The organism is Cupriavidus sp. HE11, from assembly GCF_056097175.1.
Map to the genome: position 1 here is coordinate 2,976,868 of NZ_CP184464.1, position 14,301 is coordinate 2,991,168.

At 66.9% G+C, this 14,301-nt stretch carries 14 protein-coding genes; 8 read left to right on the forward strand and 6 right to left on the reverse strand.

Features of this window, described 5'->3' with window-relative positions; all coding sequences use genetic code 11:
- Positions 1 to 11 precede the first annotated feature (11 nt).
- From ACOABP_RS13825 to ureG, 6 genes are all read left to right on the forward strand, one after another.
- Entirely contained in the window at positions 12 to 317 is a 306-nt protein-coding gene (locus tag ACOABP_RS13825; protein WP_474225619.1) for an urease subunit beta, read from the forward strand.
- Positions 317 to 2,035 carry an urease subunit alpha gene (ureC, locus tag ACOABP_RS13830; RefSeq protein WP_474225620.1) on the forward strand — a complete coding sequence of 573 codons (1,719 nt, stop codon included), beginning with the start codon at positions 317 to 319 and terminating at the stop codon, positions 2,033 to 2,035. The genes ACOABP_RS13825 and ureC overlap by 1 nt, the downstream gene beginning before the upstream one ends.
- 10 nt (positions 2,036 to 2,045) lie before the next feature.
- Positions 2,046 to 2,678 (forward strand): urease accessory protein UreE, encoded by a 633-nt coding sequence (gene ureE, locus ACOABP_RS13835; protein WP_474225621.1) that lies wholly within the window; start codon positions 2,046 to 2,048, stop codon positions 2,676 to 2,678.
- Between the two features lie 81 nt (positions 2,679 to 2,759).
- Positions 2,760 to 3,515, forward strand: coding sequence for an endonuclease domain-containing protein (locus ACOABP_RS13840; protein ID WP_474225622.1), 756 nt, complete (start codon positions 2,760 to 2,762; stop codon positions 3,513 to 3,515).
- Positions 3,512 to 4,204 carry an urease accessory protein UreF gene (locus tag ACOABP_RS13845; protein WP_474225623.1) on the forward strand — a complete coding sequence of 231 codons (693 nt, stop codon included), beginning with the start codon at positions 3,512 to 3,514 and terminating at the stop codon, positions 4,202 to 4,204. The genes ACOABP_RS13840 and ACOABP_RS13845 overlap by 4 nt, the downstream gene beginning before the upstream one ends.
- A 17-nt stretch (positions 4,205 to 4,221) precedes the next feature.
- Positions 4,222 to 4,845: an urease accessory protein UreG gene (gene ureG, locus ACOABP_RS13850; RefSeq protein WP_066738886.1), complete on the forward strand. Its 624-nt coding sequence runs from the start codon at positions 4,222 to 4,224 to the stop codon at positions 4,843 to 4,845.
- A 32-nt stretch (positions 4,846 to 4,877) separates the two neighbouring features.
- On the opposite strand, the gene ACOABP_RS13855 is transcribed toward ureG, so the two are convergent.
- The 3 genes from ACOABP_RS13855 to ACOABP_RS13865 all read right to left on the reverse strand — a co-directional run bounded on the left by ACOABP_RS13855 (position 4,878) and on the right by ACOABP_RS13865 (position 7,782).
- The gene (locus ACOABP_RS13855; RefSeq protein ID WP_474225624.1) at positions 4,878 to 5,255 is read right to left on the reverse strand and encodes a helix-turn-helix domain-containing protein; all 378 of its coding nucleotides are present in this window, start codon (positions 5,253 to 5,255) and stop codon (positions 4,878 to 4,880) included.
- 448 nt (positions 5,256 to 5,703) lie between these two features.
- On the reverse strand, positions 5,704 to 6,396 hold the full coding sequence (locus ACOABP_RS13860; RefSeq protein WP_474225625.1) for a glutathione binding-like protein: 693 nt from the start codon (positions 6,394 to 6,396) through the stop codon (positions 5,704 to 5,706).
- Positions 6,397 to 6,519: 123 nt separating this feature from the next.
- Positions 6,520 to 7,782: an acyl-CoA dehydrogenase family protein gene (locus ACOABP_RS13865; RefSeq protein WP_474225626.1), complete on the reverse strand. Its 1,263-nt coding sequence runs from the start codon at positions 7,780 to 7,782 to the stop codon at positions 6,520 to 6,522.
- Between the two features lie 172 nt (positions 7,783 to 7,954).
- On the opposite strand from ACOABP_RS13865, the gene ACOABP_RS13870 reads away from it, so the two are divergent.
- On the forward strand, positions 7,955 to 8,899 hold the full coding sequence (locus tag ACOABP_RS13870; RefSeq protein WP_474225627.1) for a LysR family transcriptional regulator: 945 nt from the start codon (positions 7,955 to 7,957) through the stop codon (positions 8,897 to 8,899).
- A 241-nt stretch (positions 8,900 to 9,140) separates the two neighbouring features.
- Entirely contained in the window at positions 9,141 to 10,295 is a 1,155-nt protein-coding gene (locus ACOABP_RS13875) for a CAP domain-containing protein (RefSeq protein WP_474225628.1), read from the forward strand.
- Between the two features lie 93 nt (positions 10,296 to 10,388).
- Here ACOABP_RS13875 and ACOABP_RS13880 read toward each other — a convergent pair whose 3' ends face one another.
- The 3 genes from ACOABP_RS13880 to ACOABP_RS13890 are packed head-to-tail and all read right to left on the reverse strand — an operon-like array spanning position 10,389 to position 14,213.
- Complete coding sequence (locus ACOABP_RS13880) at positions 10,389 to 11,834, reverse strand: hypothetical protein (protein ID WP_474225629.1); 1,446 nt, start codon at positions 11,832 to 11,834, stop codon at positions 10,389 to 10,391.
- Complete coding sequence (locus tag ACOABP_RS13885) at positions 11,831 to 12,436, reverse strand: RNA polymerase sigma factor (protein ID WP_474225630.1); 606 nt, start codon at positions 12,434 to 12,436, stop codon at positions 11,831 to 11,833. Before ACOABP_RS13885 ends, ACOABP_RS13880 begins: the two co-directional genes overlap by 4 nt.
- 22 nt (positions 12,437 to 12,458) lie before the next feature.
- Positions 12,459 to 14,213 (reverse strand): vWA domain-containing protein, encoded by a 1,755-nt coding sequence (locus ACOABP_RS13890; RefSeq protein WP_474227837.1) that lies wholly within the window; start codon positions 14,211 to 14,213, stop codon positions 12,459 to 12,461.
- Between the last annotated feature and the right edge of the window lie 88 nt (positions 14,214 to 14,301).

Consider the following 14,301-nt stretch of genomic DNA (forward strand, 5'->3'; position numbering starts at 1 on the left):
GGAGCCTGGCGATGATTCCCGGTGAACTGATGCCGCTTGACGGCGAGATCGAACTGAACGCGGGCCGTGCCACGGTCAGCGTGACGGTGGCAAATACGGGCGACCGTCCGGTGCAGGTCGGGTCGCACTTTCACTTCTATGAAACCAACGCGGCACTGTCGTTCGACCGCGAAGCCACGCGCGGCTTCCGGCTGGATATCGCGGCCGGTACGGCGGTGCGCTTCGAGCCGGGCCAGTCGCGCACGGTGCAGCTTGTGGCGCTGGACGGCGACCGCATCGTCTATGGGTTCAACGGCAAGATCATGGGAGCGCTGTGATGAGCGTGAAGATTTCGCGGCAGGCCTATGCCGAGATGTTTGGCCCGACCACCGGTGACCGCCTGCGGCTGGCCGACACCGGCCTGGTCATCGAAGTGGAAAAGGATTTCACGATCTACGGCGAAGAGGTCAAGTTCGGCGGCGGCAAGGTGATTCGCGATGGCATGGGCCAGAGCCAGCGCATGTCGAAGGACTGCGTCGACACGGTCATCACCAATGCGCTGATCATTGACCACTGGGGCATCGTCAAGGCCGACATCGGCCTCAAGCACGGCCGCATCGCCGGTATCGGCAAGGCCGGCAACCCCGACATCCAGCCGGGCGTGACCATCGTCGTGGGCCCCGGCACCGAGGTGATCGCCGGCGAGGGCATGATCGTCACGGCGGGCGGCATCGACACGCACATCCACTTCATCTGCCCGCAGCAGATCGACGAGGCGCTGATGAGCGGCGTGACGACGATGATTGGCGGCGGCACCGGCCCGGCCACGGGCACCTTCGCCACCACGGTCACACCCGGGCCGTGGTACATGGAGCGCATGCTGCAGGCCGCCGATGCCTACCCGATGAACATCGGCTTCCTGGGCAAGGGCAACGCCAGCCAGCCGGCGCCGCTGACCGAGCAGGTGGAGGCAGGGGCCATCGGCCTGAAGCTGCACGAGGACTGGGGCACCACGCCGCAGGCCATCGACACGTGCCTGTCCGTGGCGGACGACACCGATACGCAGGTGGCCATCCACACCGATACGCTCAACGAAGGCGGCTTTGTCGAGGCGACGATTGCAGCGTTCAAGGGCCGTACGATCCACACGTACCACACCGAAGGCGCGGGCGGTGGCCATGCGCCGGACATCATCAAGGTGTGCGGCGAATCGAACGTGCTGCCGTCGTCGACCAACCCGACGCGGCCGTACACGGTGAACACGCTCGACGAGCACCTGGACATGCTGATGGTCTGCCATCACCTGGACCCGGCCATCGCCGAGGACATCGCCTTTGCCGAGTCGCGCATCCGGCGCGAGACCATCGCGGCCGAGGACATCCTGCACGACCTGGGCGCGTTCTCGATGATCTCCAGCGATTCGCAGGCCATGGGCCGCGTGGGCGAGGTCATCATCCGGACCTGGCAGACCGCGCACAAGATGGCGGCGCAGCGCGGCAAGCTGCCCGGCGATCCGCACGATGCGCGCGGCGGCCACGACAATTTCCGCGTGCGGCGCTATATCGCCAAGTACACGATCAATCCGGCGCTGACGCACGGCATCGCGCACGAGGTGGGGTCGATCGAGGTGGGCAAGTGGGCCGACCTGGTGCTGTGGAAGCCGGCGTTCTTCGGCGTGAAGCCGAGCCTGATCCTGAAGGGCGGCATGATCGCGGCGGCGGCCATGGGTGACCCCAATGCATCGATCCCGACGCCGCAGCCCGTGCACTACCGGCCCATGTTCGCGTCGGCCGGCGGAGCGCTGCCGAAATCGTCGCTGACGTTTGTCTCGCAGGCGGCACTGGCGGCCGATGTTGGCGGACGCTACGGGCTTGCCAAGACGCTGGCCGCCGTACGCGGATGCCGCACCGTCAGCAAGCGCGACATGGTGCACAATGACTGGCAGCCGCACGTCACCGTGGACCCCGAGACCTACCAGGTGGTGGCCGACGGCCAGTTGCTGATGTGCGAGCCCGCCACGGTGCTGCCGATGGCGCAACGCTACTTCCTGTTCTGAAGCTGAAGCCGTGATCAAGATCGACAAAGTCCTGCCTGCGCCGCATGGTATCGCCCCCGTGCTGGTGCGACGCGCCCCCAAGCTGGTCCTGCCGTTCGGCGACCGCAGCAAGAGCCGCCTGCGCGCGGCGCTCGACAATGGCACCGAGGCGGCGCTGTTCCTGCCACGCGGCACCGTGCTGCGCGGCGGTGACCTGCTGGTGGCCGAGGACGGCACCTTCGTCGAGGTCCAGGCCGCGCCGGAATCGGTGCTGCAGGTGACGTCCACCGATCCGCTGGCCCTGATGCGCGCGGCGTACCACCTTGGCAACCGGCATACGCCGGTGGAAGTGGGGCGCGACTACCTGCGCCTGGAATACGACCCGGTACTGGCCGACATGCTGACGCGCCTGGGCGTGCAGATCGTGCGCGCCGAGCAACCGTTCGAGCCCGAGGCCGGCGCCTATGGCGGCGGCCACAAGCACGGCCACGATGCGACCTTCGCCGAAGACTACGCGGCGGCCCAGGCAGTGTTCCACGAGCATCACGGGCACGGCCACGGGCACGACCACGGCCATGGTCATGGTCACGACCACGGTCATTCGCACGGCCACGGCCATGATCACGATCACGTGCACGACGAGCACTGTGGGCACAAGCACTAACCGAATGTGATTGCGAATCAGACGCTTGCCCTCTCCCCCAACCCCTCTCCCGTGCACGGGAGAGGGGAGACCACCACCGAGGTGTCGAATGCCGCGGGTTTTCTCCCCTCTTGCGCGTGCGAGAAAGGGGAGACCACCGACCGCGTTTCCAACGCCGCTGGTTTTCTCCCCTCTTGCGCGTGTGAAAAAGGGGAGACCACCGACCGCGTTTCCAACGCCGCTGGTTTTCTCCCCACTTGCGCGTGCGAGAAAGGGGAGACCACCGACCGCGTTTCCAACGCCGCTGGTTTTCTCCCCTCTTGCGCTTGCGAGAATGGGGAGACCGCCGACCGCGTTTCCAACGCCGCGGGTTTTCTCCCCTCTCCCGCCAGCGGGAGAGGGGCTGGGGGAGAGGGCAGGCGGCTGACCAACCACGAATTCGCGAAAGAGCTACGCTCGCATCAAACTGCAGCCGAAGAGCGCCTGTGGTACTTCCTGCGTGCCCATCGCTTCTTTGGCCTGAAATTCAGACGTCAGAAGCCAGTCGGCCCGTATATTGCCGACTTCATCTGCATGGAGCACAAACTGATCGTCGAGGCCGATGGTAGTCAGCATGGCTCGCTTTACGACGTCGATCGCGATGTGTGGTTGCGAGGCCAGGGCTTTACGGTGCTGCACTTCTGGAACAACGAGATCCACGATCAGATCGAGGGCGTGCTGGAAACCATTCGTCAGGCTGCATTGGCCAATGGATTCGTTGAGCCGCGCGCCCTCTACACCAACCCCTCTCCCGCGTGCGGAAGAGAGGGCGAGCCCGCCAGGTTGCCGGCAATCCGCAAACGGAGCCAGACGCCATGACCGCGCTCCTTCAACTGATCTCGCTGCTGCATCTTGCCTCGCCGGCATTGCCGATTGGCGGGTTCAGCTATTCGCAGGGGCTTGAGGCGGCCATCGACTGCGGGATGGTTGGCGATGCCGCGACGGCCGAGCACTGGATTCGCGACAATCTGGTGCACGTGCAGGCCCAGTGCGAGGCGCCGGTCTGGCTGCTGCTGCATCGTGCGTGGCGGCAGCGGGACGCGGCATCGGTCGCCCGCTGGAACGACTGGTTTCACGTCACGCGCGAAACGTCCGAGTTGCGGCTCGAAACCGAGCAGATGGGCTGGTCGCTGGCAAAGCTGATTGCCCAGATGGAGTGGGGCGATGCGGCGCTGCGCGATACCCTGCGCGGCCTGTCGCCGCTGTGCCTGCCCACGGCTTTTACGGCTGCTTGCGTGGCGCTCGATATCGATGCCCGCGAGGGGCTGGCCGCCTATGCCTTCAACTGGGCCGAGAACCAGGTGGCTGCCGCGCTCAAGGCGGTGCCGCTGGGCCAGGTGGCCGGCCAGCAGATCCTGCGCGGCCTGCATCGTCATGTGCTTGACGCCGTGGACGAGGCGGCCCGCCGTGCCGATGCCGACCCGCCGCAGCTTTCCACGTTTTCCCCGATGCTGGGCCTGCTGTCGGCACGGCACGAGACCCAGTATTCCCGGCTTTTCCGCTCCTAGCGCACCTGAATCCGATCATGACCCGTACCAAGAAGAATCCTCCGCTGCGCGTTGGCGTGGGCGGCCCCGTGGGCTCCGGCAAGACCACCCTGCTGGAGATGCTCTGCAAGGCCATGCGCGACCGCTATGACCTGGTCGCCATCACCAACGATATCTACACCAAGGAAGACCAGCGCCTGCTGACGATCTCGGGCGCGCTGCCGGCCGAGCGCATCATGGGCGTGGAAACGGGGGGCTGCCCGCACACGGCGATCCGCGAGGACGCATCCATCAACCTGGAAGCGGTAGACCGCATGCTGGCCCGGTTTCCGGATGCCGACGTGGTGTTCATCGAATCGGGCGGCGACAACCTGGCCGCGACCTTCAGCCCGGAATTGTCCGATCTGACGATCTATGTGATCGATGTGGCGGGGGGTGAGAAGATTCCTCGCAAGGGCGGACCAGGGATTACGAAGTCCGACCTGCTGGTGGTCAACAAGACCGACCTGGCGCCCTACGTGGGGGCGTCGCTCGAAATCATGGAGAGCGATACGCGCAAGATGCGCGGCGATCGTCCGTTCGTGATGGGCAGTGTCAAGTCAGGGCAGGGCCTGGACCAGGTAATTGCCTTCATCGAGCAGCAGGGCATGCTGAACGTCTGAGCCTGCATGCGCCCTGCCTCGGGCGGGGCGTTTCAGCGAGTGTGCCGGCGCGCCAGTGCCCGTGCCACGCCAGCCACGACATCGCGATCGACGTCGTTGAGATCGGCCATATAGCGCAACGTTGCCTGTACAGAGGGAGACTGCTCGGCGTCGAACGGCGAGCGGGCGGCTTCCTGCGCCTCTTCCGGTCGATGCTTGGAAAAGTCAAGCATCTCGGTAGGCGAAACACCAAGCGTGTCAGCGAGGGTACAGATGTTATAAAGCGCAACATTGCGCGTGCCGCGCTCGATGCCGCTGAGGTAGGATCGGGCCAGGCCGCTTTCCAGCGACAGCGCTTCCTGAGACCAGCCACGCTGCTTGCGCAACCAGGTCAAATGTCGCCCGAACAGCTTGAGTGGGTCTGCTGTCATATGCTGCTGTGTGGATATTAAGTCGCTAAGTCGATCGAGACTAAGGGCTCGACCTATGCGGAACGACAACTTATAGTTTGTCGTTCTATCGGTGCCAGATCCTCATCGTAAGCGATACACCTGTCGCCAATGCGGCACAGTTGCCGTGGCGGGCGGTCATCACAGCCCACCCCGGAACCTGATGATCGGGCTGCGTCGATGAGGCGCAAATCCGCGCCACGCGGACCATTGGGCATCCGGGACCCGCCGCCCGCAAGGCCCGGTTTCATCGAAATGCCATCCGAATTTCCTGGCCTCCGCTGCCGCGCCGGCGTGTGTCATTTGACATGAACAATCGATGCCGGCTTCGGCATCGATTCTCATTTCTGTGTCATTCCGGCAACGGCCAGCTCCTGACGCCTGCCGCAGGCCGTGCGGATTACGGCACCCGTCCGGGTGATGCCAGGGCTTAGCGCCGTTGGTATTGCGTGGCGCCGAACAGGATCTCGCGCTCCTTGTCCGATTGCAGCGGCTTGCGTTCCTTGGCCAGCACCTCCACGCCGCGCTTCACGGCCGGGCGCTCGGCAATCTCGTTGAACCAGCGCTTCAGGTGCGGATAGTCGTCCAGTTCCACGCCCTGGTTCTGCCAGCTGCGCAGCCACGGGAACGTGGCGATGTCCGCGATCGAATAGCTGTCGCCAGCCAGCCAGGCGTGTTGCGACAACTGCTTGTCGATCACGCCATACAGGCGCCTGGCCTCGTTGGTATAGCGATTCACCGCGTATTCGATCTTTTCGGGCGCATAGATCCGGAAGTGGTGCGCCTGGCCCAGCATCGGGCCAACGCCACCCATCTGGAACATCAGCCATTGCAGCGCGTCGTACTTGCCGCGCACGTCGTCGGGCAGGAACTTGCCGGTCTTGCTGGCCAGGTACAGCAGGATCGCGCCCGATTCGAACAGCGAGATCGGCTCGCCGTCGGGGCCGTCGCTGTCGACGATCGCCGGAATCTTGTTGTTGGGGCTGATCTTCAGGAAGTCGGCGCCGAACTGGTCGCCGGCACCGATATTGACCGGATGGACCTTGTACTCCAGGCCGCATTCCTCAAGCATGATGTGGACCTTGTGGCCGTTCGGGGTGGCCCAGGTGTAGACGTCGATCATGTGCAACGTTCTCCGTGGAAGATAGGCCGGGGCATTTAAGCACAGAGTGAATAACCCTGCTGGCCGTGCATGAAAAAGCCCGGCACGGGGCCGGGCTTCTCGCGTGGCAGGCTATCGGGCCTGTCAAGAACCGCGCGTCACGGGCATCTGGATGCTGTCGGCGCTGACGTTCATGTGCTTGGCCAGTTCCAGCTTGGCGATGGCGTTGCGGTGTACCTCGTCCGGGCCGTCGGCCAGGCGCAGCGTGCGCTGGTGCGCCCACCAGTTGGCCAGCGGGAAGTCGCCGGACACGCCCGCGGCGCCGTGCACCTGGATCGCCCAGTCGATCACGCGCAGCGCCACGTTCGGCGCCACCACCTTGATCATCGCGATTTCGGCCTTTGCCACCTTGTTGCCCACGGTGTCCATCATGTAGGCAGCCTTCAGCGTCAGCAGGCGGGCCATCTCGATATCGCAACGGGCTTCGGCGATGCGCTCCTGCGTCACGCCCTGACGGGCCACTTCCTTGCCGAACGCCACGCGTTGCAGGCTGCGCTTGCACATCAGTTCCAGCGCGCGCTCTGCCACGCCAACGCTGCGCATGCAGTGGTGGATACGGCCCGGGCCCAGGCGGCCTTGCGCGATCTCGAAGCCGCGGCCTTCGCCCAGCAGGATATTGCTGGCCGGCACGCGCACGTTCTTCAGTTCGATTTCCATGTGGCCGTGCGGCGCGTCGTCGTAGCCGAACACGGGCAGGAAGCGCTTGATGGTGATGCCCGGCGTGTCGGCCGGCACCACGATCATCGACTGCTGCTCGTGGCGGCCCGCCTCGGGGTCGGTCTTGCCCATCACGATGTAGACCTTGCAGCGCGGATCGCCGGCACCCGACGACCACCACTTGGTGCCGTTGATGACGTAATGGTCGCCATCGCGCTCGATGCGGCATTCGATATTGGTGGCGTCGGACGAGGCCACGGCCGGCTCGGTCATCAGGAATGCCGAGCGGATCTCGCCGCGCAGCAGTGGCTCCAGCCACTGGTCCTTCAGTTCTTCAGACGCGTAACGCTCCAGCGTCTCCATGTTGCCGGTGTCCGGCGCGGCGCAGTTGAACACTTCGGCCGACCAGGGCACCCGGCCCATGATCTCGCACATCGGCGCATATTCCAGGTTCGACAGGCCTTCCGGGGCCCGCTTCGAGCGCGGCAGGAACAGGTTCCACAGGCCGGCTTCGCGGGCCAGCGGCTTCAGTTCTTCCACGACCTTGGTCGGTACCCATGCATTGCCGGCTTCGCGGTTGGCCTGCACCTCGGCGTAGAAGCGCTTTTCGTTCGGGTAGATGTGCTTGTCGAAGAAGGCCAGCAGCCTGGCCTGCATCTCCTTGACCTTGGGCGAGTATTCGAATTGCATGGGGTCTCCTCGGGGTTTTTGATGGGCACGCCGTGCCGACTGTGGCTACTCTAGCGGAACGAGGCTAATTAGAAAAATGAATTTTCTGGATTGGTCAGTATCAATATGCTGCATTCCATGCCAGAATGCGCGACATTGATGCCTCAGTAAAGCACGCGTGCAGGAAGGTGCCATGCAACTCAGCCGGATCGACCTCAATCTCTTCGTCGTGTTCGACGCCATCTACAGCGAAGGCAGCATCACGGCCGCGGCGCGCCAGCTGAACCTGACGCAGCCGGCCGTGAGCCACGCGCTGGGGCGCCTGCGCACGCTGTTCGACGATCCGCTGTTCGAGCGGCGCGGGCAGGGCATGGCGCCCACGCCGCTGGCGCGGTCGCTGGCGGGCGAGGTGCGCGGCGCGCTGCAATCGTTCGCCCGCACGCTGCAGGACACCCCGCACTTCGATCCCGCCAACACCACGCGGCGCTTCACCATCGGCATGCGTGACGCGCTGGAAAGCACGCTGCTGCCGCCGCTGATGGCGCGCGTGACCGCCATGGCGCCGCACGTGGAAATCGCGGCCATCCGCTTCGACCGCCGCGAGATGGAGTCCGAACTGCTGGCCGGCACGCTGGACACCGCCATCGACATCCTGCTGCCGGTGTCGCCCGCCATTCACCACAGTGCCTTCATGTCGGACCCGATGGTGGTGCTGGCCCGGCGCGACCATCCGCTGGTGAAGAAGGAACTGACGCTGGAACGCTACCTGTCGGCCGAGCACGTGCATGTGTCGTCGCGCCGGCGCGGGGCAGGGCTGGAGGACCAGGCGCTGCACCGCATGGGCCTGACGCGCCGTGTGCGGCTGCGCTGCCAGCACTACGCGGCGGCCTGCCGCGTAGTCAGTTGCACCGACCTGCTGGCCACGCTGCCGCTGCGCTACGCGCGCATCGCCAACGAGCCCTATGCCAACCGGCTGCTGTCGCTGCCGTTCAAGGTGCCATCGCTGGAACTGCATCTGTACTGGCACGCGGGCGGCGAGAACGACGGCGCCAACCGGTGGCTGCGCGAGCAGCTGATGGCGGTCATGTCGTCGCTGGGCAACGGCATGGGCGATGTCTCGGCCGGGCCGGGCGCCTGAGCCACGGCTGAAGGGCCGGGCAGGCGCGTGCAGCGCGCTCGGATCACAGCGTAAGAAAGTGTTCTAAAGATGGACGGTGTTGGCAGGCGTCCCTACCATCACTGCGTTCCATCTGTCCCCGACGCCTCAAATGGCGGCGCAGCAGCGCCCAGGCGTCGTCCCGGTCCACACACCGGGATGCGGGCAGTTTCCCCAATCCAGACCTATGACATCGAGGCACGCTCACATGCCAGGGAAACTCTTGCGCACTGCTTTCATCAACGGACGACCGATTGCACTCGGCGCCATTGCCGCCTGTGCGGCCCTGACGCTGGCCGCATGCGGCGGCGGTGATGGTGGCGGTTCCGCAACCTCGGCCAGCAGCGGCGGTAGCGGCAGCGCGGCGCAATCGGGCACGGCTGCCCAGTCGGCCACCAGTGGCCAGGCCGCTGCCGCCCCGACCTCCGGCGGGACCGACCGCGCCTGCTATACGGTATCGGGCACGGCGCCGGCACCGGTGACCGGTTCGGTCGCCCTGCTGCCCGCGCGTGGCACGGGCGTGTCCGGCTATCACGTACTGGCCGATGCGCGCAGCGCGGGCCTGTGCTACGCCAACTATCGCCGCGAGCAGGCGGGCCTGGCCCCGCTGACCGCCCGCGACGCGCTCAACACCGTGGCCCAGAACCACACGGCCTACATGCTGGCCAACAACACGCTGACGCACAACGAGCAATCGGGCAAGCCCGGCTACACCGGCGCGGCCCCGAACGACCGCATCCAGGCCGCGTACGCCAGCAATGCCACGGCCGAAGTGGTGGCCGGCGCCAATCGCTGGACGTCGCAGGCGGGCGCAGACCTGTCGATGACGCCCAAGGATCAGCTCGTGATCGACCTGGTCGATGCCCCGTTCCACCGCGCGGCACTGCTGGGCAGCTACGGCTCGGCCGGCAGCGGGTTTGCCGAAAGCGTGGGCGCGGGTAGCAGCGGCGGCACGCAGGCGTACTACTTCCAGACCATCGACCTGGCCGACCGCAGCCAGGGCGGCGCCGACAACCAGATGGTGGCGTATCCGTACAACGGCCAGGCCGATGTGCCGGTCAGCTGGGTCAACAACGAGAGCCCGAACCCGGCACCGGCCTACGCGGGCAAGACCATGGGCTACCCGGTAACGGTGCAGGCGGTGAACACGTCGCTGGCGTTCAATGCCGACACGTTTTCGATCACCGATGCGTCGGGCAACGCCGTGCCGTGCGAGAAGGTGGATGCCCGCACGTCGGGCATGTCCGGCGCCGCGAGCGGGCTGGCGATCTGCACGCCGACCGCGCCCCTGGCCAGCAAGACGCGCTACAACGTGACGGTCAGCGGAACGCTGAACGGGCAGGGCGTGAATCTGAACTGGTCGTTCACCACGCTGTAATGCCGTGAGCGATAGCGCCTGGCGCCATGCGGGGAAAGAAACGGGAGGCATCTGCCTCCCGTTTTTCGTTGCGCGCCCTTGTCTGGCGGCCTGCTATTTGACGCCGGGATGCTCGGCACCCTGTTCGATGCGTAGCTGGCCGCGTGCGAGCGCGTCGTCGCGCTGGATGCCGTAGGGTGCCACGGGTCGCGCATCGGCGGGCATGGCCGCCCACAGGCGAGCCACCCAGTCGCGCACGGCCGCATTGTCCGGCTCCGCACTCCATACGCGCAGCCCCTTGCCGGGGCGCCATTGCATGGCAACCGATGCAGGATCGTCTTCCAGCGTGACGGTGGCCGATTTCTCCGCCACGGGCGCGGCCGCCTTTGCCGTGGCCTTTGAAGCGGCCAGCGATTCAGCCGGCGCTGGCACCGGGGCGGGCGCCGCCATATACGCCGACTGTGGCATGCGCCGTGCGCGCGCTTCGGCACCGGCGCCCGGTGTCGCTGTGGCTGCGGGTGCCGGTGCCGGCGCTGCGTCGGCTTGTGCCTGCCGCGATGCCATGGGCGGCGGCGCAGCCAGGACAGCCGGTGCGGCAGGGGCAGCGGGCGCAGGGGGCGAGGGTTCCAGCGCGGCGGTGGCGGGTCCGGATGAAGGCTCGGGCAAAGGCGCCGGTGGAGGCACGGGCGGCGCTGCAAAGGCAGGCGACGGAGCCGGCAGCGGTGCATGCGACAGTGCCGGTGCGCGTTCCTTGCGGGCGGCCTGCGATGGCGGCGCCGGTCGACTTACGGGCGCTGCCGGCGGAGCCGTGAGCGCCGGTGCGGTGGCCGACGGGGTGTCCGCGGTCTGCGTTTCCGGCGTTTTCGGCGATTCCTGCGTGGCTGGCGCGATGTCCGGAGTCGGCGTGGATGCCAGCGCCGGTTCGCCCCGCGTTGCCGGTCCTGCGTTGTCGGCGATGATGACGTTCGACAATAGCGCGGCCGTCATCGGCGTGCCGTCATCGAGCTGGCTCAGCACGATCTTCGTGGCCAGGCCCGCCACGGCGAACGCGGTGGCCGCGACGCCAAGCGACTTCCACCAGCGCGACACGGCAGACGCGCGCCGGGTGGGCGGTTGCGCAGCCGGCGCCACGGATGCGGCAGCCGCCGCTGCGTCGCGCTGCTGCGTGGCCTGCGCGCGCAACCATGCCGCGGTGGGCGCGCTGACTAGTGCACCGAGCACGTCGTCGGCCGGCTTGCCTTGCAGCACCTGGTCGAACACCACATCGCGGCGCGTGGCCTGCGCGGCCTGCAGTCGCGCGGCCTCGCGCAACACGCTGTCGGATAGCGTGGGCGGGGCGGCGAAGGTGGGTGGGGGCGCCGATGCCCGCACCGCATCGCGCTCCGCTTCGGCGGCCATGCGTGCCTGCACCGCGCGCGCGGCGGAGACCACGGCACTGCTCAGGCTGGCTGGCGCCTCGAAGCGCGGCACGTCGCGCAACAGCGCGGACAACCGGTCTTCGCCGGCGATAAAGCGTTCGGCGGCGTCGTGGCGCGAGTCGTCGGGGCGCAGTGTCGTCATGGCCGGGGCTCCCCGGCCACCATGCCGCCATCGGCCAGCACCGTGCGCAGCCGTGCAAACGCGTAGCGTAGCCGGCTTTTCACCGTTTCGAACTTCTCGCCCAGCATCACGGCGATTTCCTCGACGCTCATCTCGCTGAAGAAGCGCAGCACCACCACTTCGCGCTGTGTCACGGGTAGCTGCATCAGTGCCTGGTGCACGCTGGTCAGATGCTCGCGCAATTGCGCCTCGGTCTCGGGCGTCAGGTCGTCGACCGGCATCTCCGGCTCGTGCTCGTCGATCGATTCACTCAGCCGTGCGTGCGCGCTGCGCACCTGGTCCAGCCAGGCGTTGCGCGCAATCTGGAACAGGAAGGTGCGGAACGCGGCGGTGGGCGTGTAGTCGCCACAGCGCGTCATCAGCTGGATCCACGTCTTCTGCGCGATGTCCTCGGCTTCGCCCGTGTCGCCACGGCAGAGCCAGGCAACATAGTTGAACAGGCCGCTGTTGTGGCGGCGGAACAGTTCGCCGATCGGGGCCTCGATGACGCCGCCCGCTACCAGCAGCATCAGGTCGGCGTCGGGCAGCGCAGCGATATTGGGGGCGGGGCTGGCAGGCGTCATGGCATCGAGTATAGATCGCCGCTCAGCGGGCGTCGGCACCGGCCGGCATCGGCGCCGTCTGCAGCGACTGCGCCAGCGCCACGAGTTTCAGGAACTCGCCCCGGTAGCCAAAGCGATCCGCGCCGCGCGCATCCTGCGCCAGGGCACGTGCATCGTCGAGCGTCCACCCGCCGGTGAACTTGCCGCCGCGCAGCACCTGACCAAAGCCGCTGACGGCGGCCGCGAAGCGAAAGTCGGCATCGCCCTGGGCCAGCGGGCGGATGGTGTCGCGCGCGATGGTGATGTCGGTCAGCTCGCTGGCGCTGGCACCGGGGCGCTTGTAGCGCAGCTTCACATGCGCGAGTTCATTGCCATGGCGGGTGGCCGTGGCAGCCGGCTGGTAACGCAGGTCATCGATCAGCCCCGGCCCGTCGGCCAGCGTCAGTTCGTACAACGCCGTCACGGTATGGCCGGCACCGATATCGCCTGCGTCCACCTTGTCGTTGTTGAAGTCCTCGCGCGCCAGCAGTCGGTTCTCGTAGCCGATCAGCCGGTACTCGCGCACGGTGGCCGGATTGAATTCCACCTGGATCTTCACGTCGCGGGCAATGGTTGCCAGCGTCGAACTCATTTCGCTGACCAGCACCTTGTTGCCTTCCATGAGATTGTCGATGTACGAGTACGCGCCGTCGCCGGCATCGGCCAGTTGCTCCATGAGCTGGTCGTTGTAGTTGCCGGTGCCGAAGCCAAGCGTGGACAGCGATACGCCCGACTTGCGCTTCTCCTCGACCAGGCTCTTCAACTGGCGGAAGTCGGTGATGCCGACGTTGAAGTCGCCGTCGGTGGCAAGCAGTACACGGTTGATGCCGCCGGCGATATAGCTCTGCTGCGCCGCCTGGTAGGCCAGTGCGATGCCGCTGGCGCCGGCCGTGCTGCCACCGGCCACGAGCTGGTCGATGGCGCTGGCAATCGCGGTCTTCTCGCTGCCGGGCGTGGGCGGCAGCGCCACGCGCGTGCTGCCGGCGTAGGTGACCAGCGTGATGCGATCCTGCGGCCGCAGCGCATTGACCAGCAGCTTCAGCGACGCCTTGAGCAGCGGCAGCTTGTCGGACGCGTTCATCGAGCCGGACACATCGACCAGGAAAACGAGATTGGCGGCAGGCAGGCTGGCCCGCGCCATGTCCTGGCCCTTGATACCGATCCGCAGCAGCACGTTGCGCGGCTGCCAGGGCGCCGGCGCCAGCGCGGCATGCACGGCGAAGGGCTTGCCGTCGGCCGGCCCGGCGTAGTCGTAGGGGAAGTAGTTGACCAGTTCCTCGACGCGCACGGCATCGGACGGCGGCAGGCGCCCCGCGTTGAGCATGCGGCGCACGTTGCTGTAGCTGCCGGTGTCGACGTCGATGCTGAACGTGGAGACTGGCGCCTGCGCCACCTGCCGGACGCCGTTTTCGTCGATTGGGCCATAGCGTTCGCGGTCCTGCGGTGGCGGGGCGAACGCGGGCGCGGGCGCGGGCGTCACCATCAGCGCAGACAGCGCAGGCGACTGCGGAGCGGGCACGCGCACGGCCTTGTGGGCTTCCGGGCGGGTATCCGCGCGGGCCTGCGCAGGGGATTCCACGGCCGGCTCGCGATTTCGGGGGCTGTCCCGGGATGCACCGGGCTGGCCGGCCTTCTCCGCCGGGGGCTGGAGGATATATGGCGGCGTGGGCGCGGGCACCGGTGGCGGCGCCGGCTCTGCCGGATGTGCTGCCGGGCTGACCGGTGGCGATCCGCTGCATGCGGCCAGCCCCAGCGCCATGACGGCGCCCAGCGCTACCGTCCATGGGGTGATGTTCGATGCAGAAAGCCCTGTGCGCATGTTGTTCTCCTTGTGGCATGCAGCCGGC